The 18,621-nt window shown below is 73.7% G+C and carries 18 protein-coding genes; 9 read left to right on the top strand and 9 right to left on the bottom strand.

Annotated elements, in window-relative coordinates:
- Positions 1 to 22: 22 nt before the first annotated feature.
- The 4 genes from thpR to ABZZ20_RS18380 form a co-directional block, all read right to left on the bottom strand.
- Positions 23 to 574 carry an RNA 2',3'-cyclic phosphodiesterase gene (thpR, locus tag ABZZ20_RS18365; protein ID WP_356870641.1) on the bottom strand — a complete coding sequence of 184 codons (552 nt, stop codon included), beginning with the start codon at positions 572 to 574 and terminating at the stop codon, positions 23 to 25.
- Between the two features lie 77 nt (positions 575 to 651).
- Positions 652 to 2,133: an SPFH domain-containing protein gene (locus ABZZ20_RS18370; protein ID WP_356870643.1), complete on the bottom strand. Its 1,482-nt coding sequence runs from the start codon at positions 2,131 to 2,133 to the stop codon at positions 652 to 654.
- Positions 2,134 to 2,271: 138 nt separating this feature from the next.
- Positions 2,272 to 2,496, bottom strand: coding sequence for a hypothetical protein (locus tag ABZZ20_RS18375; RefSeq protein WP_356870645.1), 225 nt, complete (start codon positions 2,494 to 2,496; stop codon positions 2,272 to 2,274).
- 116 nt (positions 2,497 to 2,612) lie between these two features.
- On the bottom strand, positions 2,613 to 3,521 hold the full coding sequence (locus tag ABZZ20_RS18380) for a DUF3027 domain-containing protein (RefSeq protein ID WP_356870647.1): 909 nt from the start codon (positions 3,519 to 3,521) through the stop codon (positions 2,613 to 2,615).
- 379 nt (positions 3,522 to 3,900) lie between these two features.
- Between ABZZ20_RS18380 and ABZZ20_RS18385 the strand changes: the two genes are divergently transcribed.
- From ABZZ20_RS18385 to ABZZ20_RS18400, 4 genes are all read left to right on the top strand, one after another.
- On the top strand, positions 3,901 to 5,274 hold the full coding sequence (locus ABZZ20_RS18385; RefSeq protein WP_356870649.1) for an MFS transporter: 1,374 nt from the start codon (positions 3,901 to 3,903) through the stop codon (positions 5,272 to 5,274).
- 188 nt (positions 5,275 to 5,462) lie between these two features.
- Entirely contained in the window at positions 5,463 to 5,948 is a 486-nt protein-coding gene (locus tag ABZZ20_RS18390; protein WP_356870651.1) for a DUF2771 domain-containing protein, read from the top strand.
- A gap of 13 nt (positions 5,949 to 5,961) precedes the next feature.
- Positions 5,962 to 6,714 (top strand): futalosine hydrolase, encoded by a 753-nt coding sequence (locus tag ABZZ20_RS18395; protein ID WP_356870653.1) that lies wholly within the window; start codon positions 5,962 to 5,964, stop codon positions 6,712 to 6,714.
- Positions 6,704 to 7,561 carry a 1,4-dihydroxy-6-naphthoate synthase gene (locus tag ABZZ20_RS18400; RefSeq protein ID WP_356870655.1) on the top strand — a complete coding sequence of 286 codons (858 nt, stop codon included), beginning with the start codon at positions 6,704 to 6,706 and terminating at the stop codon, positions 7,559 to 7,561. Before ABZZ20_RS18395 ends, ABZZ20_RS18400 begins: the two co-directional genes overlap by 11 nt.
- Before the next feature lie 70 nt (positions 7,562 to 7,631).
- On the opposite strand, the gene ABZZ20_RS18405 is transcribed toward ABZZ20_RS18400, so the two are convergent.
- The gene (locus ABZZ20_RS18405) at positions 7,632 to 8,015 is read right to left on the bottom strand and encodes a cold-shock protein (RefSeq protein ID WP_125548056.1); all 384 of its coding nucleotides are present in this window, start codon (positions 8,013 to 8,015) and stop codon (positions 7,632 to 7,634) included.
- Positions 8,016 to 8,203: 188 nt separating this feature from the next.
- On the opposite strand from ABZZ20_RS18405, the gene ABZZ20_RS18410 reads away from it, so the two are divergent.
- Positions 8,204 to 8,455, top strand: coding sequence for a hypothetical protein (locus ABZZ20_RS18410; protein WP_356870658.1), 252 nt, complete (start codon positions 8,204 to 8,206; stop codon positions 8,453 to 8,455).
- Positions 8,456 to 8,561: 106 nt separating this feature from the next.
- On the opposite strand, the gene ABZZ20_RS18415 is transcribed toward ABZZ20_RS18410, so the two are convergent.
- Both ABZZ20_RS18415 and ABZZ20_RS18420 read right to left on the bottom strand, forming a co-directional pair.
- A complete protein-coding gene (locus tag ABZZ20_RS18415) occupies positions 8,562 to 9,224 on the bottom strand; it encodes an HAD family hydrolase (RefSeq protein WP_356870660.1) in 663 nt (220 codons plus the stop codon).
- Positions 9,225 to 9,386: 162 nt separating this feature from the next.
- On the bottom strand, positions 9,387 to 10,412 hold the full coding sequence (locus tag ABZZ20_RS18420; RefSeq protein ID WP_356870662.1) for a hypothetical protein: 1,026 nt from the start codon (positions 10,410 to 10,412) through the stop codon (positions 9,387 to 9,389).
- 106 nt (positions 10,413 to 10,518) lie between these two features.
- On the opposite strand from ABZZ20_RS18420, the gene ABZZ20_RS18425 reads away from it, so the two are divergent.
- The 4 genes from ABZZ20_RS18425 to ABZZ20_RS18440 all read left to right on the top strand — a co-directional run bounded on the left by ABZZ20_RS18425 (position 10,519) and on the right by ABZZ20_RS18440 (position 17,167).
- Positions 10,519 to 12,981 carry a helicase C-terminal domain-containing protein gene (locus tag ABZZ20_RS18425; RefSeq protein WP_356870664.1) on the top strand — a complete coding sequence of 821 codons (2,463 nt, stop codon included), beginning with the start codon at positions 10,519 to 10,521 and terminating at the stop codon, positions 12,979 to 12,981.
- Between the two features lie 78 nt (positions 12,982 to 13,059).
- Positions 13,060 to 13,671, top strand: coding sequence for a DUF4291 domain-containing protein (locus ABZZ20_RS18430; RefSeq protein ID WP_356870666.1), 612 nt, complete (start codon positions 13,060 to 13,062; stop codon positions 13,669 to 13,671).
- A gap of 328 nt (positions 13,672 to 13,999) precedes the next feature.
- The gene (locus ABZZ20_RS18435) at positions 14,000 to 15,286 is read left to right on the top strand and encodes an LPXTG cell wall anchor domain-containing protein (protein WP_356870668.1); all 1,287 of its coding nucleotides are present in this window, start codon (positions 14,000 to 14,002) and stop codon (positions 15,284 to 15,286) included.
- 237 nt (positions 15,287 to 15,523) lie between these two features.
- A complete protein-coding gene (locus ABZZ20_RS18440; protein WP_356870670.1) occupies positions 15,524 to 17,167 on the top strand; it encodes a DNA repair helicase XPB in 1,644 nt (547 codons plus the stop codon).
- Here ABZZ20_RS18440 and ABZZ20_RS18445 read toward each other — a convergent pair.
- Entirely contained in the window at positions 17,133 to 18,056 is a 924-nt protein-coding gene (locus ABZZ20_RS18445; protein WP_356870672.1) for a glycosyltransferase family 87 protein, read from the bottom strand. The genes ABZZ20_RS18440 and ABZZ20_RS18445 overlap by 35 nt on opposite strands.
- Positions 18,057 to 18,229: 173 nt before the next feature.
- Positions 18,230 to 18,415, bottom strand: coding sequence for a hypothetical protein (locus ABZZ20_RS18450; protein WP_356870674.1), 186 nt, complete (start codon positions 18,413 to 18,415; stop codon positions 18,230 to 18,232).
- Positions 18,416 to 18,621: the final 206 nt, after the last annotated feature.

Genomic DNA, 18,621 nt, shown 5'->3' on the forward strand with positions numbered 1-18,621 from the left:
CCGAGGGGCGCGGGCCGCGTGGTCAGCCGCCCAGCGGCCAGGCCTCGACGATCTCGTAGCGGGGCTGTTCCCCGGGCATCCGGCCGGTGGGCAGGTTGCTGCGGACCAGGCTGAGCTCCCGGACCTGCCAGGACGTGCCCTCGAAGCCCGCCAGGGCTTCGAGGTACGGGTGCAGGTGGATGCCGCCCTGGCTGCGGGCCAGGGTGAGGTGCGGGGTGTAGCGGCGGTGCTGCTCCATCGGTACTCCGGCCCGGCGGGCGGCGGCGTCCGCACGCTCGGCGAGCATCCGCATGGCGTCGAGCCCGCCCGCGGCGCCGACCCACAGGGCGTGGTCGCCGAAGTGTCCGGAACCGTGGATGCGGAGGGAGAACGGCTCCGTCCGGTGGGCGGCGCGCGCCAGGCGGGCGTACAGGTCCGGCAGGACGGAGTCGTCCACCTCGCCCATGAAGGCGAGCGTGAAGTGCCAGCCCTCTTCAGCGGCCCAGCGCAGCCGGTCGTCCTGCACGGCCCGCACGGCTCGGCGCAGCTCGTCCACGGCCCCTTGGGGCGGCACCACCGCAGCAAACAGCCTCATGGTGCGGGAGCCTAACGCGCCCGGGTGGGTCGGGGGAGAGCCCCCGACCCACCCGGGCCGCGCCGGGCCGGGCCGGGTTAGGCGTCCACGATCGGGATCTGGTGGGACGAGGACGCCGCGTTGCCGTTGACCGGGGCGGTGCCCGCGGTGGTGCCCGCGCCGGCCGGCTGGGACATCGACGCGAGCAGCTGGCGGGCCAGGCCCAGGCCCGTGCCGCCCATGGTCAGCGCCTTCGCGAACATCTCCGACATGCCCTCGGCGCCGTTGAGCAGCACCATGTGCTCCACGTTCCCGAAAGCCCCGGCGCCCGCCTCCACGATCGCCGGCCAGTTCTCGGCGAGCTGCTGCGCGACGACCGCTTCCTGGTTCTCCGCCAGGGCGGCGGCCCGCGCCTTGATCGCCTCCGCCTCGGCGAGGCCCTTCGCCTGCGCCGAGGCCGCCACCGCGAGGCCCTTCGCCTGGGTGGCCGCCGCCTCGGCCTCACCGGTCGCCCGGGTCGCCTTCGCCGCCGCCAGGCCGCGTGCTTCGGTCGCCGCCGCGTCCGCGGTCGCCGCGGTCGTCACGCGGGTCGCCTCGGCCGCAGCCGCCAGCTCGGTCTCCTTCGCCTTGGCCTGCGCCGCCGAGATCCGGGCGTCGCGCTCGGCCTCGGCCCTGGTGCGCGTCTCGTACGCCGCCGCGTCCGCGGGCTTGCGCACGTCCGCCTGGAGCTGCTGCTCGCGCCGGTGCGCCTCCAGCTCCGCGACCCGCGTCTCCTGGACGACGACCTCCTGCCGGGCGGCGGCCTCGGACAGCGGGCCCGCCTGTCGCGCGGTCGCCGCGGCCTTGTCGCGTTCGGCCTGGTAGCCGGCCTGGAGGATCTCGCTGTCGCGGGTGGCCTCCGCCATCCGCGCGAAGGCGGTCTGCTCGGCCTCGGTGGCCAGCCGGTTCGCCTCGGCCTGCGCGATGCGCGCGTCGCGCTGGACGGCTGCGGCGTGCGGCATGGCCAGGTTCTTGATGTAGCCGGTCGGGTCCTCGATCTCGTGGATCTGCAGCGAGTCGACGATCAGGCCGAGCTTCTCCATCTCGGTGCCGCAGGCCGCCCGGGTCTGGCCGGTGAGCTTCTCCCGGTCTCGGATCATGTCCTCGACCGTCAACCCGCCCACGATGGAACGCAGATGGCCGGCGAAGACGATGTGCACCCGCTCCGGCATCATCTTCTGCTGGTCCAGGAAGCGGCGTGCGGCGTTCGCGATCGACACGAGGTCGTCACCGATCTTGAAGATCACCACGCCCTTCACCCGCAGCGGAATGCCCTGGTGGGTGACGCAATCCACGTTGAGCTGGGTCTCGTTGAGGTCCAGCGACAGCTTCCGTACCGCCTGGACGCCGGGGACCACGAGGGTTCCGCGCCCGGTGACGATCCGGAACCCCATGCCCTCGCCGAGACCCTCGGTCTTGTGCGTGGAACCGGAGATGACGAGGGCCTCGTTCGGTTCGGCCACCCGCCACATGAGCTTGAACAGGCCGATCAAGACAATGAATGCGGCGAGAACGATTCCCGCCACGACGCCGATAGCCATCGGCAACGCCCCCTTATCGCAGTGCCGTTCGACACTGACGAGGGCGAGTGTGCTCCTGTGCCGCGCCGTTCAGAAGACGCTGGCGCATTCTTGTCGCCATCTTGATACGGATGGCGTCCACGCAGGTGGCGCAGGGGCTCAGTTGTCGTAAGCCGCCATCACGTACACCGTGCGCGGCGGCAGGTGTTCCACGACCGTCACCACCGTCCCGACCGGCAGTCGGCCCGTCCCCGGCGCCGGATGGGCGAGGAAGTGTTCCGCGCCGCCGCGGATGCGGACGATCACCTCGCCCACCAGCCCCGGCCCGACCGTCCCGGTCACCCGGCCGATCAGTCCCACCATCTCGATGTCCGCTTCCCCCATGGGCCGAGGGTACGCCGCCGCGCGGGGCCCGTAACCCCGGAGGCGGCACGGCCCGCCGGGGTCGGCACGGCCGCCGTGGTGACCAGTGGCCGCGCGGGCTACGCGTGCAGTGCGGGCTACGAGTGGCCCAGGTCCGCGGCCGGGAGGTCCGTCGAGGGGACCGAGCCCGTGTCGGGGGTCGGGCGCAGCGGGAACTCGTCGGAGGCCATGGAGTCGAGCACGGGCGGCGCGGGGCGCAGCGGCTTCGGCATGACCGCGGCCTCCGAGTGGCCGCCGCAGCCGTACGACAGGGACACCAGGCGCCCGTCGGCCGGGCCGAACTCGTTGGCGCACACACCGAACGCCTGGCCCAGCGAGCCGCCGATCGCGACCAGGAACCCGCAGGAGACGCAGGAGGCGGGCGCCGCCTGGGCCATCGGGGTCTTGGACCCGAAGGACTCGTCCCAGCGGTCGGCGGCGGTGTGCAGCCCGTAGCGCGACAGGACGCGGGCGCGCCGCATGCCGAGTTCTTCGGCGACCGAGGTGATGGAGCCCCGTACGGGCACCACCGCGCGGTCGGTGACGTCGGCGTCCTCGGCCTCCACGAGCTCGGCCATCTCGGCGGACACGGCCGAGTTCGGCGGCGGGGCGTCCTCGCCCGACCAGCCCGGCTCCAGCCGCAGGTCCTCGGCGTCGGTGGGCAGCAGGTCGCCGGGGCCCATGTCGCCCGGGCGCAGCCGCTCGCTCCACGGGACCCACTCGGGGGCGAGGAGCGCGTCGGAGCCGGGGAGCAGCACCGTTTCGTCGAGGGTGACGTTCTTGGCGCGGGAGGCGCGCGTCACGGTGACGGCCCACCGCCAGCCCCGGTAGCCGGGGTCCTTGCACTCGAAGAAGTGCGTGACGACCCGGTCACCTTCCGAGATGACCGAGACGTGCTCGCCCACCACTGAGGGAGCGGCGGCTTCCTCGGCCGCCGCGCGGGCGAGGTCTACCGCCTCGGCGCACAGGCGGTCGGGGGTACGGCTTCGCGTCGTCGCAGCACTCACAGGTCTCGTTCTCTCCTACGCCGTCTCACGAGTGCGCCGTCCGTACTGTCGTCCACAACGACCCGTCGGTCCTGTCCGTACGTGGCGCGGGCGGAGCGGACCAGAGGGCCGCGTCGACGTCCGCACCCGATCGGCCTCGGGCGCACCTACCTGCTATCCATTCTGCGGGATGGCGAAGAGGCGCGCGGCCGAGAGCAACCGCCGGTGGCGCGCTACGCACGCTACCTCCTCCGACGCCTTGGGCCCACATGCAAGGTCCGATTCGCGGACAAGCCCGCGAACCGACCGCGGCCCGACGGGGCCCGACCGTGGCCCGACCAGGACCCGACGGGCGCCCCGAACGCGCCGGGACGGCACCCCGAGGGCTCCGTGGGGCACTATGTCGAGTGTGGCACCCGTTCGGTCGTCCCGTGACGGCTCGGGACCGGCCAGGCGGGCCGGCCGGGCCATCGGGCGTGCCTTGCACCTCCCCATCACCGGTACGGCACGCGGCATCCGACGGGCCACGCACGCGCACGGGGCCGGCGAATCGGGCCTCGGCAAACTGATCGAACTGCACGCCATCAACGGCGCCGGTGACGTGATGATCACGGTGGCGCTGGCCTCGACGGTGTTCTTCTCCGTCCCCACGGACGAGGCGCGCGGTCGCGTCGCCCTCTACCTGGGCATCACGATGTTGCCGTTCACCCTGCTTGCCCCGGTGATCGGCCCGGTGCTGGACCGGCTGCCGCACGGGCGGCGGGCCGCGATGGCGAGCGCGATGCTGGCACGGGCCCTGCTCGCCGTGATGATGTCGGGCGCGGTGGCCAGCGGCGGGCTGGAGCTCTACCCGGCGGCACTGGGCGTGCTGGTCGCGTCCAAGGCGTACGGGGTGGTGCGCAGCGCGGTGGTGCCGCGGCTGCTCCCACCGAAGTTCTCACTCGTCAAGGCGAACTCGCGGGTCACGCTGGCGGGCCTGCTGGCCACCGGGGCGGCGGCGCCGGTCGCGGCGGGGCTGCACGCGATCGGACCGCCCTGGCCGCTGTACGGCGCCTGCGCCATCTTCATCTGGGGCACCGGGGCGGCGCTCACGCTGCCGCACAAGGTGGACGAGGCGAGGGGCGAGCGGCGGGCCCGGCTGTCCACGCACGAGCCGCACTCGCGCAAGCCGGGGCTGCGCACGGTCAGTCCCTCGGTGCTGTGCGGTCTGCTGGCGAACGCGTCGATGCGCGCACTGTCCGGGTTCCTGATCTTCTTCCTGGCGTTCCTGCTGCGGGAGCAACCGCTGCCGGGGCAGAGCGCAGCGGTGTCGCTGGGGATCGTGGGCGTCGCGGCGGGCGTCGGGAACGCGTGCGGGACGGCGGTGGGGGCGTGGCTGCGCGCGCGGGCCCCCGAGGGCATCGTCGCGGCGGTGCTGTCGCTGACCCTGGCGGTGGCGATCTTGGCGGCGGTGTTCTTCAGCGGGCTGTTCATGGCCGTGCTGGGGGCGACCGCGGGGTTCTGCCAGGCGCTGGCGAAGCTGTCGCTGGACGCGATGATCCAGCGGGACGTGCCGGAGGCGGTGCGGACCTCGGCGTTCGCCCGGTCCGAGACGGTGCTCCAGGTGGCGTGGGTGCTGGGCGGGGCGATCGGCATCGCGCTGCCGCTGAACGGGGTACTGGGGATGTCCGTGGCCGCGGCCCTGGTGGCGGGGGGCACGACGATGGCCTACCGCGGCCTCCTCAGCTCCCCCCGCCACCGCCACCCGGGTTCCCCACGCCCCCGAGTGGCCTAGTTGCACGACCCGGTGTGGGCCCGGCCCGCGCAACGGTTCCGGCGGCGGTGGGCGGGGCGCGCCGGCAGCGGCGCGGGGGCGTCGCCCGGTGCGGGTCGGGCGCCCACCTGGCCTCGTCCCGGGACCGGCAGCGGCGTGGCGGGACCCCGTGCGGCGGGGGAGCCGGGTGGCCCGATAGCCTTCGGCTCATGACCGCACAGCTTTTCTCGGGTAGGGGCCGCCGCAGCGTCGCGGCCCTCGGAGCCGTGTCCGCCGGCCTCCTCCTTCTCTCCGCCTGCGACAAGCCGACGCCGCTGGCGACCGTGACGGTCGGCACCTCGTCGGTGTCCACCGAGGCCGCCTGCTCCGACGGCACGGAGCTCTCCATGGACAAGGTCCAGGAGTGCTTCGCCGACATGAAGGACGCCAAGACCATCGACTACGGCCGCGGGGACACCCTGCGCCTGGGTGTCGAGCCCGAAGTCGTCGAGGACGGCAAGCGGTGGCAGGCGGTCCTGGACGGCCAGCCGATCACCGAGCCCTCCGCCAACACCTACCGCAGCTTCCCCGGCGCCGACATCTTCGCCACCGGCGGCCAGGGCGAGGCCCCGTCCTCCAAGAAGCTGAACATCGTCCAGGTCGGCGAGGACGGCAAGCCGCTCGCCGTCTGGGCCTTCAACGTCAAGCTCAAGTAGCCACGTACCGACGGTGCGCGCGCTCATCGTGACCGCGGTGGCGGCGGAGGCAGACTCCGTCGCCGCTGGTCTCACCCCTCATCCGGACCCCGTGACACCGGAGCCGCGCGCCCTGCCGTGGGGGTACCCCCGGACCGGGTCCGGGGGTGGATACCCCGTCTCCCGGCGCGATCTGCCCGGCCTCGCCGCCGACGTCCTCGTCGGCGGCGTGGGGCCGGCCGCCGCCGCTGCCGCCACGGCCACCGCCCTGGCGCTGGCCGACTACTCACTCGTCGTCAGTGCCGGCATCGGCGGCGGGTTCCAGCCCGCCGCCCCGGTCGGCTCCCTCGTCGTCGCGGATGCCGTCGTCGCCGCCGATCTCGGGGCGCAGACCCCCGACGGCTTCCTCGACGTAGGGGAACTCGGCTTCGGGCGGAGCGTGCACCTGCCGCCGGCCGAGCTCGCCGCCCGCGCCGCCGAGGCGACCGGGGCGCTGCTCGCGCCCGTGCTGACCGTCTCCACCGTCACCGGTACCGCCGCCCGCGCCGCCGAGCTCGCCGCCCGGCACCCGCTCGCCGGGGCCGAGGCCATGGAGGGCTTCGGCGTCGCGGAGGCAGCCGCCGCGCACGGGCTGCCGGTCCTGGAGATCCGCGCCGTGTCCAACGCCGTCGGCCCCCGCGACCGCGACGCCTGGCGGATCGGGGACGCGCTGGCCGCGCTCACCGCCGGATTCCGCGCCCTGGGGCCCGTACTCGTCCACTGGGGAGAGCACCGACATGAGTCGTGACCCGGATCAGGCGTTCAAGATCGCCTATTCGCCCTGTCCGAACGACACGTTCGTCTTCGACGCCTGGGCCCACGGGCGGGTCCCGGGCGCACCCGCCCTCGACGTCACCTTCGCCGACATCGACGTCACCAACGGGATGGCCGAGCGCGGCGAGCTGGACGTGCTGAAGGTGTCGTACGCCGTCCTGCCCTGGGTGTTGGAGGAGTACGCGCTGTTGCCCTGCGGCGGGGCGCTCGGGCGCGGCTGCGGGCCGTTGGTGCTCACCCGCGAGCCCGGTGTCGACCTGGTCGGCAGGACGGTCGCCGTGCCGAGCGAGCGGTCCACCGCCTACCTGCTGTTCCGGCTGTGGGCGGCCGACGTGCTGGCGGGCGACGTGGGCAAGGTCGTCGTGCTGCCGTTCCACGAGATCATGCCGGCCGTCCGCGACGGCCGGGTGGACGCCGGACTGGTCATCCACGAGGCCCGGTTCACCTATCAGGACTACGGGCTGCACCGCCTTGCCGACATGGGTGAGCACTGGGAGTCCACGACCGGCCTGCCGATCCCGCTCGGCGCGATCATCGCCAAGCGCTCGCTGGGCGCCGAGACCCTGCGTGCGCTGGCCGAGTCGGCCCGTACGTCGGTCCGGATGGCCTGGGACGACCCGCAGGCCTCCCGTCCGTACGTCCGCGCCCACGCGCAGGAACTGGACCCGGCCGTAGCCGACCAGCACATCGGGCTGTACGTCAACGAGTTCACCGCGGACCTCGGCGACGCCGGGTACGCGGCGGTGCGCGGGTTGTTGACGCGGGCCGCGGCGGAGGGTCTGGTACCAGCCATCGCCCCGGACGCGCTGACCTTCCCGTAGCGCCTCCTGCCCGTCCGTGCGACGGTGCCCCGGCCCTTTCGAAAGGGCCGGGGCACCGTCGTAGGAGGGCTCAGACGTCGAGCTGGTCGGCGACCGCGCGCAGCAGGCCGGCGATCTTCGTGCCGTGTCCCTTGTCGGGGTAGCGACCGCGCTCCAGCATCGGAGTGATGTTCTCCAGCAGGGTCGTGAGGTCCTGCACGATCGAGGCGAGTTCGTCGGGCTTGCGGCGCTGCGCGGCTGCGACCGACGGCGCCGGGTCCAGCACCGTCACCGAAAGTGCCTGGTCACCACGCTGGCCCGCGACGACGCCGAACTCGACGCGCTGGCCGGGCTTGAGTGCGTCGACCCCGGCCGGGAGCACCGACGAGTGGACGAAGACGTCACCGCCGTCGTCGCGGGAGAGAAAGCCGAAGCCCTTCTCACTGTTGAACCACTTGACCTTGCCGGTAGGCACGTCCGTCCTCTGTCCTTGTGCTCGTCGGGGTCCGGTACGCCGCGCAGCGGCTCCGGACAACAGCGCAGCGGGTCGTGGCGACCCGCCGTCTCCAGGCTAGTGGGCGATGGGCAGGTGACAAGACGTTCCCCGGTCCTTCGCCGGCGCTTCGCTGTCGGCTGCTCAGGCCAGGGAACTACCCTGGTGGGGTGACTGTTACTCCTCATTGCGACGAAGCACGGCCCGGCGACGGCCTGGTACGGGCCGGCGGCATCGTGTTCATCGTCGGCGCCGTGGCCACCCTCGTGACGATGGCCCCCCTGTTCCTGCACATCGACCCGTTCCCGTCGTACGCATGGGCCGTGTGCATGCTGATGGGTGTCGGCTTCGCCGTCTCGGCCGCCGGCGTGCTGCGCTCGGCGGCGGCCCAGCGCAGGGCGGCCCGCGCCTCCCAGGCGTAGGGCGGTCCGCACGGGGCCGGTCCGTACGGGGTCGGTCCTACGGGAGCGGTCCTGGGGCGGTCCGTACGGGGGCCGGTCCTGCGGTCGGCTCCCGGCGGGTGTTCCCTCAGAGTTCCTGCGTGCGGACGTACTCCGCGAGCCACTGCGGCAGCGCCGTGAGGTCCGGCAGGACCACGTCCGCGCCCGCGTCCCGGAGTTCGGGTTCCGGGCACGGGCCCGTCGGGACCGCCACCGACAGCGCACCGGCCGTACGCGCGCCGCGCACGTCGCCCACGTGGTCACCGACGTAGACCTGCGCCCCGTACGCGCGCAGCGCGCCCGCCTTGGCCTCGGCCCACAGCCAGCCGATGACCGCGTCCGGCTCGATGCCGAGGTGGGTCAGGTGCAGCCGGGCGTTGGGCTCGTGCTTCGCCGTGACGACGATCGCGCGACCGCCGAGCGCCTGGACGGCCTCGATCGCCTCGCGGGCGCCGGGCATGGCGGTCGTCGGCGCGATGGCGTACGCGGGATAGATCTCCCGGTAGCGGTCGGCCACGGCCTCGATCTCCGTCTCCGGGAACCAGTACGCGAGCTCCTCGGCCAGCGGCGGACCGAGCCGCGTGACGGCCTCGTCGGCGTCGATGAACGTACCCGTCTCGGCGGAAAGCGCCTGGTAGGCGGCCTTGATTCCGGGACGCGAGTCGATGAGGGTCATGTCGAGGTCGAAGCCGACGGTCAGCGGTGCGGACGCGACGGGCGCAGCGGGGGTCTCGAAGCTCATGGCAGCCATTGTGCCGAGCCGGAACGGACGGCCGGGAACGCGGTCCCGGCCCCGCCCCACCGGGACGGTGAAGGACAGGGGCTGCCGGAGCCACCGCACAGCCCCCGGCCGGTGCGCCCTGCCGGAACGGACCGGGGTCGGGCCCACCGGGCGCCGGGCACCGGGCGCCCGTCAGCGGCGGCGCGAGCGCCAGGCCAGGTAAAGGGCCGAGGTGAGCGCCGCGCCCCTGGCCAGCCAGGGCCACATCCCCTGGAAGACCCCGCCCAGCCCCTCGTCCGTCAGCGGCGCGCCCCAGCGCCCGTCCAGCCGGCCCCACAACCACACCACCGCCCCCGCGAACACCACACCCGGCAGCCCGAAGACGACCCACTTCCGCTCCGCCGGCCCCAACACCCGTGAGGCGTACGCCAGCAGCCAGCCGCCGATCAGCACCAGCCACGACCCGGTCACCGCGCCCACCACGAGCACGGCCGCGGCCAGCAGCAGGAACGCGTGCGGCTTCGGGCGCGGGACGATGGCCGCCGCGGGCGCGGGACCCGTATCCACCGCAGCCCCGTCCGACGCGGCACGCCGCCGCTCGCGCAGGTACCGTACGAGGCCCCGTACGGCGGATTCGTCCGCCGCAGCCGCCCCCGGCCCCGCGCCCGTACCCGCCCCCGCACCCGCACCCGCTGCGGGCGCCGGCTTCTCCTCCACCGGCTGCTTGAACAGCTCCGGGATCTCCACGCCGCCCGCGAAGCCCTCCACCTGCGGCCCGGCGCCGTACGGCCCCGACGCGACCCGCCACCAGTCGGGCTCCAGGCCACCGCCGGAGCCGAGTTCGTCGAGCCCGGCCAGGTGCGGCGGCGCAGGGGCGGTCGACTCCGGGCGCGGCGGCACCGCCTTGCGGCGCAGCCGACCGGGCCCCCGCTGGGTCGGCACCGCCGGAACCTGGTCGGGCGCCGAAGCCGGGGAGGGGGCCGGGGACGTCGACGCGCCCAGCCCGTCGAGCACCTCCTCGGGCGTACCGATCCGCTCCAGGATGCGGCGTACGGCCGCCGGGGTCTCCGGCTCGTACGTGGCGCGCCGGCGGTCGATCTCGTCCCGCAGCCCCGCCACCAGCCGCATCCGGTCCCCGGAAGACAGCTGCCGCTGCTGCGCCAAGTCCCCGACCCGGCTCAGATATGCGTAGACCAGATGGTCGCTCTCGATCCCCACGCCCGCTCCTCCCGTACCACCCTCCCGAAAGGTAGCGCGTGCGCCCGTGGAGCGGCCGAGGGCACAGCGGATACCGTTGGCCGGATGGGGACCGGCCGACGCGACCATGGAGGCGACCGTGCCTGAGCCGAGCAGCGCTACGGGAAGCGCCACGACGAGCAGCGCCCCGCGCTCCCTCGCCGAGGCGCTGCGCACCCGCGACGACGCGGCGCTCGCCGCTCTGCTGCACGCCCGCCCGGACCTGCTCAACCCCGTGCCGGGCGACGTGACGCAGCTGGCCACCCGGGCCGGCACCAGGGCCTCGGTGGTGCGCGCCCTGGACCGGCTCGACCGGTTCGCGCTCCAGACCGCGGAGGCCCTCGCGGTGGCCCCGGACCCGTGCCCGTACCCGGTGCTGGAATCGCTGCTGGCCGGCGAACAGGGCACCACCGGCGAGGACAACGGCGCCCGGGCCGAACTCCCCCGCGCCCTGACCACCCTGCGCGACCAGGCCCTGGTCTGGGGCGACGACGCACGACTGCGCCTGGTCCGCACCGCCCGGGAACTCCTCGCGCCCTCCGCCGCCCGCCCCTCCCCCACCGGCCTCGGTCCGACCGTCGCCGAGGCCACCGCCGGGATGTCACCGACGCGCATCCAGGAGATCGTGGCGGCAGCGGGGCTGCCCGCCACGCACGACCCGGTGTCCGCCGTGGCCGCCCTCAGCAGCCTGTTCACCGACCCCGAACGGATGTCGGCCCTCCTGGACGAGGCCCCGGCGGAGGCCCACCAGGTGCTGGGACGGCTCGTGTGGGGGCCGCCGTACGGGGAGGTGACGCCGAACCCGACCCCGCCGGTGCGCTGGCTGCGCGACCGGGGTCTGCTGCTGCCGGCGTCGGCGCGGACCGTCGTGCTGCCCCGCGAGGTGGCGCTCCACCTACGCGGCGGCCTCGCGCACCGGCTGACCGAGCCGCTCCCGCCGCAGGTGACCGCACACCGCGAACACCGTCCACAGCTTGTGGACGCCAACGCGGCCGGGCAGGCGCTGGCCGCGCTGTCCACCGTCGAGGAGCTCGTGAAGTCCTGGGAGCACACCGGGCCGCCGGTGCTGCGGGCCGGCGGGCTCTCCGTACGCGACCTGAAGCGGACCGCCGCCACCCTGGACGCCACCGAGCGGACGACCGCGTTCTGGATCGAACTCGCCTACGCGGCCGGACTGCTGGCCAGCGACGGGGAGGCGGACGAGCGGTACGCGCCCACCCCCGCCTTCGACACCTGGCTCGAACTCCCGCCCGCCCAACGGTGGTCAGCCCTCGCGGCGGCCTGGCTGCCGGCCACCCGGACCGCCGGCCTGGCCGGCGAGCAGGACGCCAAGGGGCGCACCCTGTCGGTGCTCGGCCCCGACCTCGACCGCTCCGCCGCACCCGAGGTGCGCCGGCGCGTCCTCGAACTCCTCGCCGCCCTGCCCGAGGGCAGCTCGGCCGACCCGGGCACCCTGCTGGGCCGGCTCGCCTGGGAGCGCCCCGTGCGGGGGACGAGCACGCTGCGCGCCCAGCTCGCGCAGTGGACGCTGACCGAGGCCGAGGCGCTCGGCGTCACCGGCCGGGGTGCGCTCAGCGCGTTCGGCCGCGCACTGCTGGAGCACCGCGACCCGGCGCCGCTGCTGGCCCCGCTGTTCCCGGAGCCCGTGGACCACGTCCTGCTCCAGGCCGACCTGACGGCGGTGGCGCCCGGGCCGCTGCGCCGGCCGCTCGGTGACGTACTGGCCGTGCTCGCGGACGTGGAGTCCAAGGGCGGGGCGACCGTCTATCGCTTCACGCCCGGTTCGGTACGCAGGGCCCTGGACTCCGGTCGGACGGCCTCCGACCTGCACGCCTTCCTCGCCGAGCACAGCATCACCCCGGTGCCGCAGCCGCTGGCGTACCTGATCGACGACGTGGCCCGCCGGCACGGGCACCTGCGGGTGGGCGCCGCGGCCTCATACGTGCGCTGCGACGACGACGGCATGCTGAACGAGATCCTGGTCGACAAGCGCTCCGCCCCGCTGGGCCTGCGACGCCTGGCCCCGACCGTACTGGCGGCGCAGGCCGAACCCACCGCCCTGCTCGACGGGTTGCGGGCCATGGGCTACGCGCCGGCCGCCGAGTCCTCCACCGGCGACGTCCTGGTCACCCGGGCCGACGCCCACCGCACCCCGGTGCGCTCGGCACCCGTACCGGTGCCGGACGGCCCGCCCGTACCGGACGCGACGCTGCTGGGGGCGGCTGTACGGGCCATCCGCGCGGGCGACCTGGCGGCGACGGCGGTGCGCAAGGAGCCGGGCCCGGCGTCCTCGCCGGCCGGGGTGCCGGGCGAACTCCCGCGCACGAGCCCGGCGGAGACCCTGGCCACGGTGCAGGCCGCTGCGCTGACGGGGTCGGCGGTGTGGATCGGCTACGTGAACGCGGAGGGCGCGGCGAGCCAGCGGGTCATCGCCCCGGTCCGGGTGGAGGGCGGCTTCGTCACCGGGTACGACCACACGGCGGACGAGGTCCGCACGTACGCCCTGCACCGGATCACGGGGGTCGCGGAACTGGCGGATGAGCACCTTTAGGCGCAGGAGCGGCGGTTGGCGGCCGGCGTGATCGAAAACGGCTGGCCGGGTCGCCCTGCCGGCGCGCACCCTGACTCCATGTCCGAAACGAACACCACCGCGGAGCCGACCCCGAACCGGCAGGTCCGCGCCGTCCACACCGACACCACGGTCACCGTGTACCAGGCGTACTCCCCCCGGCTCGGGGTGCCCGCGGCGCGCGACGGCCGCTTCCCGCCCGCCTGGAAGCGCGAGCGGATGACGTGGATCAAGCCCTCCTTCCTGTGGATGATGTACCGCTGCGGCTGGGCCACCAAGGCGGACCAGGAGACGGTGCTGGCGATCGAGATCACCCGCGAGGGTTTCGACCACGCGCTGCGCCACGCCTGCCTGTCCCATTTCGAACGCGGTACGCACGCCGACCGGGCGGTCTGGCAGCAGGCGCTGCGCGACTCCCCCGCCCGCGTGCAGTGGGACCCGGAGCGCGACCTGCACCTGAACGTGCTGCCGCACCGCTCGCTCCAGCTCGGCCTGTCCGGGACGGCCTCGCGGGCGTACGCCGACGCGTGGACGGTCTCCATCCGCGACGTGACGCCGCTGGCCCGGGAGATCCACGCCCTGGTGCGGGCCGGTGACGAGGCCGCGGCGCGGGCCCTGCTGCCCGTGGAGACCCCGTATCCGGCGGGGCCGCTGGAGCACCTGGGCGCATAGCCACACCGCGGGCCGAAACGGAATGCGGTTGCCCATTTCCCCAGCTCAGAGGAGTTCGAAGGGGGTTCCGCTCGCTGTTGCACAGCGGTGACACAGAGGCGATGGTTCAGTGATCCACGACGTGTGAAGATCATTTCATCGCAGCAGCGGCCGAGGGGAAGTAGGACCGGCCCGAGAGCGACACCCCGCACCACCCGGCCACGGCGCTCTGCCACGGCCCCCGCCCGTCTTCTTCACCCTCGCTGTGCCCTCTTCTTCTGCCTTCTGCAGGCTGCCGCCGCTCTGCGCCGTCCGCCCGCCCTCGTTGATTCCTTGGGGGGAGTCCACCATGTCCGCTCGCACCGCCACCCGCCGTCACCTCCGCTCCGCCGCCGCCACCGCCGTCGTAGCCGCCGTCGCCGGTACCGTCCTGATGCCACTGTCGGCCCACGCCGCACCGGCCGCCGACAACCAGCACGCGCTGAAGGTCACGCTGGGCGCCCCGGCACCGAGCGGCCCGCTGACCCGCGGCGGCGCCACGGAGTCCTTCGAGCTGACGGTCACCAACCCCTCGGACAAGCCCCACTCCTTCCACCCCTGGATCCTCGGCCGGCCGGCCGGCGCGAGCCCGATCCAGCGCGACGACGTGGTCTTCAAGGTCGAGCCCGTCAACGCCCCGGCGACCACGTACTCCGTCGGCTCCCAGGACGGCAGCTGGCAGGGCATGTTCCAGCAGGCCGGCAAGGAGGCCAAGGACGGCTTCGAGGTTCCGGCAGGCGGCAAGCTGACCTGGAAGGTCACCATCGGCCTCGGGAAGGACTACCCGACCAACGACGGCGACTTCGAGGTCCGCGCCACCAGCTACAAGGGTGAAGTCGCGGAGGGCGGCGACGCATCCCTGACCTTCAAGGCGGACCCGGCGATCAAGACCGGGACCCTGGAGACCTGGTTCGACCAGATCAACCCCTGCCAGGACAAGACCGACGAGCACCAGTGCCGCGAGATGGACCTGCGCTACCGCGCCACCGGCGACGGCGAGTTCCGCACGGCCCTGGCCACCTACCTGGACCTGAACCTCGCCGACGGCACCCCGGCCGCGCAGGCCGACATCCAGCTCCAGGTCCAGGTCGACGGCAAGTGGCAGGACCTGGCGGACAAGGACGGCTACCGCCTGGCCGACATCCCGAAGGGCTTCGGCAAGGCCTCCGGCGAGCGCAAGGTGCACTTGCGCGCCAAGCTCGGCCCGAAGACGAAGCTGAAGAAGGAGACCGCCGTCACCCTGAACGCGCAGATCGGCCTGGCCGAGGGCAACACCTACGCGTTCTCGTCCGCCGAGGCCGCGTTCACGTTCGCCCCGCCCGCCGCCCCGACCTCGCCGTCGCCCGCGCCGAGCAAGTCCTCCACGACCACCACCCCGCAGCCGTCCGGCAGCTCCTCGTCCGCCGCGCCCGCCACCCAGATCGCCGCCGGCAACACCAACACCACCGGCACCGGTACCACCACCGGCTCCCTCGCGCACACCGGTGTCGACTCCAATGCCGGCCTCTACACGGGTCTGGCCGCCGTCCTCGTCGCCCTCGGCGGGGCCGCCGCCTGGCTCGGCGCCCGTCGCCGCCGCAGCGTCGCCCGCGGCTGATCCCCACCTGCCCCGACGCAGACCCGAAGGGGCTCCGACACACCACGTGCCGGAGCCCCCTCGGCGTTCCGCTCCCGTCACCCGGGCGCGACTGCTGGAGCGCGCACTCTGACGTGGGCACCTATGCCCGCCCCGAAGTCCCGCAGCAGTCCATCACCTCCGACCTCGCGGATGCGGCAGACTGGAGGTTTGGCCGTCCACGTTCGGGCAGCCACCCCACGCCGGAAAGGGACGTTTGTGAACGGGCCTCTCATCGTCCAGAGCGACAAAACACTCCTCCTTGAGGTCGACCACGAGCTCGCCGGGGCGGCACGCCGGGCCATCGCCCCCTTCGCCGAACTCGAACGAGCCCCCGAGCACATCCACACCTACCGGATCACCCCGCTCGGCCTGTGGAACGCCCGGGCCGCAGGCCACGACGCCGAGCAGGTCGTCGACGCGCTCGTCGAGTTCTCCCGCTACCCCGTGCCGCACGCCCTGCTCGTCGACGTCGCCGAGACCATGGCGCGCTACGGCCGCCTCACCCTCTCCAAGCACCCCGTGCACGGGCTGGTGCTGACCAGCACCGACCGGCCCGTGCTGGAGGAGATCCTGCGGTCCAAGCGGATCGCCCCGCTCGTCGGCGCCCGGCTCGACCCCGACACCGTGGCCGTGCACCCCTCGGAGCGCGGGCAGATCAAGCAGACCCTGCTGAAGCTGGGCTGGCCCGCCGAGGACCTCGCCGGGTACGTCGACGGCGAGGCGCACGCGATCGACCTCGTCGAGGACGGCTGGGCCCTGCGTCCGTACCAGCAGCAGGCCGTTGAGGGCTTCTGGCACGGCGGCTCGGGCGTGGTCGTGCTGCCCTGCGGCGCCGGCAAGACGCTGGTCGGCGCGGGAGCCATGGCGAAGGCCAAGGCGACCACGCTGATCCTGGTCACGAACACCGTCTCGGCCCGACAGTGGAAGCACGAGCTGGTCAAGCGGACCTCGCTCACGGAGGACGAGATCGGCGAGTACTCCGGCACCCGCAAGGAGATCCGGCCGGTCACCATCGCCACGTACCAGGTCCTGACGACGAAGCGGAAGGGCGTCTACCCGCACCTGGAGCTGTTCGACTCCCGGGACTGGGGCCTGATCCTCTACGACGAGGTGCACCTGCTGCCGGCGCCGGTGTTCAAGTTCACCGCCGACCTACAGGCCCGTCGGCGGCTCGGCCTGACCGCCACCCTCGTACGGGAGGACGGGCGGGAGTCGGATGTCTTCTCGCTCATCGGCCCGAAGCGGTTCGACGCGCCGTGGAAGGAGATCGAGGCGCAGGGCTACATCGCCCCGGCGGACTGCGTCGAGGTCCGCGTGAACCTCACCGAGTCGGAGCGGCTCGCGTACGCGACCGCCGAGACGGAGGAGAAGTACCGCTTCTGCGCGACGACGGCGACGAAGCGGAAGGTCACCGAAGCTCTCGTACGCAAGCACCGGGGCGAGCAGACCCTCGTGATCGGGCAGTACATCGACCAGCTCGACGAGCTCGGCGAGCACCTCGACGCGCCCGTCATCAAGGGCGAGACCTCCAACGCGCAGCGGGAGAAACTCTTCGACGCCTTCCGCGAGGGAGAGATCAACGTGCTGGTGGTCTCCAAGGTCGCGAACTTCTCCATCGACCTGCCCGAGGCAACGGTCGCGATCCAGGTGTCCGGCACCTTCGGCTCACGGCAGGAGGAGGCCCAGCGCCTGGGCCGCGTGCTGCGCCCGAAGGCGGACGGCCACGAGGCACGGTTCTACTCGGTCGTCGCGCGCGACACGATCGACCAGGACTTCGCGGCGCACCGCCAGCGCTTCCTCGCCGAACAGGGCTACGCCTACCGGATCATGGACGCCGACGAGCTCCTGGCGAACGACTGATCGAGGTCCGGGCCCGGCTCCGGCCGGTGCCGGGGCTGTTGCCCGGACCCGGGTCCGGGCAGCGGCCCACGTCCTGCTGTCCCAGGGACGGCCTCGGCACGGGGACGACGGATACGGGGACGGAGGAGGCGGTGAGGGGAGCCTGGTGCGTCTGCGTCGTCCGGCGGTGCCGGACGGCCCGGGCCAGCAGGGTGAGCAGCGGGACGGCCCACACCCACAGGTGCGGCCAGTCCGGCAGCAGTGCCCGGCCGGGGGCGGGCAGGTGCCGGGCCCAGAACTCGGCGGAGGCCTGCGGCAGGACCAGCAGCCCGAGCAGGGCGGTACCGACGAAGGCGCCCAGTGCCGTCAGCCCGGCCCGGATCCGGCGGGTCAGCAGCAGGTACGGGACGAAGAGCACCGGGGTCAGGGTGATCCCGGCGGCGGTGCCCAGCGCGAAGCCCTTGCCGAGTGCGGCGCCGGGCCGTCCCAGGTCCCACAGGACCAGGCAGGCGAGCGCCAGGTTGATCTGGCCGGCGAGCAGGCCCTGGAACAGCGGCTCCGCCCACAGTCCGGCGATGGTGGCGGCCAGAACGGGACCGGGCCGGGCCCGCAGTCCCGCGAGCCGGCAGGACAGCAGGATCAGCAGGGCGAGCAGGGCGGCGTTGCCGAGGACGAAGACGGTCTTCAGGACTCCGGCGGGAAGCCAGGCAGCCGGCGTGAAGAGGATCGTCGCGAAGGGCGGGTACGCGGCGGGAGGGCTCCACTCGGCGGCGGAGAACCCGTCGACCAGGGCATCGGCCATCGGGATGCGCAGGACGATGCAGAGCACTCCGAGTACGAGGAGCGAGCCCGTGACCAGCACACCGGCAAGGGGCGACTGCGAGGGGCTGGGGTGGGAGCTCCGGGTCACGCGCGTGACCCTAGTGGATCAGCGCGGCCCCTCCAGTGGTATCCGGCCAGGTCGCCGAGCGGGTTGCTGCACGGGTGCGACCCACACCGCACGGCCGGACCTCGCTCACGCACCGACGATGCGGGTCCGCGCGGAGCCGGGCGGGGTGGTGGTCCGTTGGGAGGGGCGGGGCGTCAGCGGCGTATGACGCCTGCGTCCTCGCCGTACTCGCCCAGGACGACGACGCTCACGGCGGCCGCGAGGAAGACCTTCGCGGCCCGCAGGACGTCGCCCACGAGGTGACGGGAAGGGGAGTCGGAGGTGGCGGTGGCGCCGCTCGGGCGACCGCCCCGGATCGGGGTGAAGGTTGCGGTGCTCATACATCCATGGTGCGTTCTCGTCCCCGGTCGGCACATCGCCCTGGGGTTGGAACCGCGGAGTCTCCCGCCTCCTCCTCCCGACCCATGCCACCCCCTAGTGGCCCTGCCTCAGGTCTGACACTCCCCGGTATGACGCTCGTACGGAGGTACCGCTCCGGGGGACCTGCGGGCCGACAAATCCGTTCGCGCCGCACCTGCGCACTGAC

The sequence above is a fragment of the Streptomyces sp. NPDC006430 genome (assembly GCF_040612395.1).
Lineage (GTDB): Bacteria > Actinomycetota > Actinomycetes > Streptomycetales > Streptomycetaceae > Streptomyces.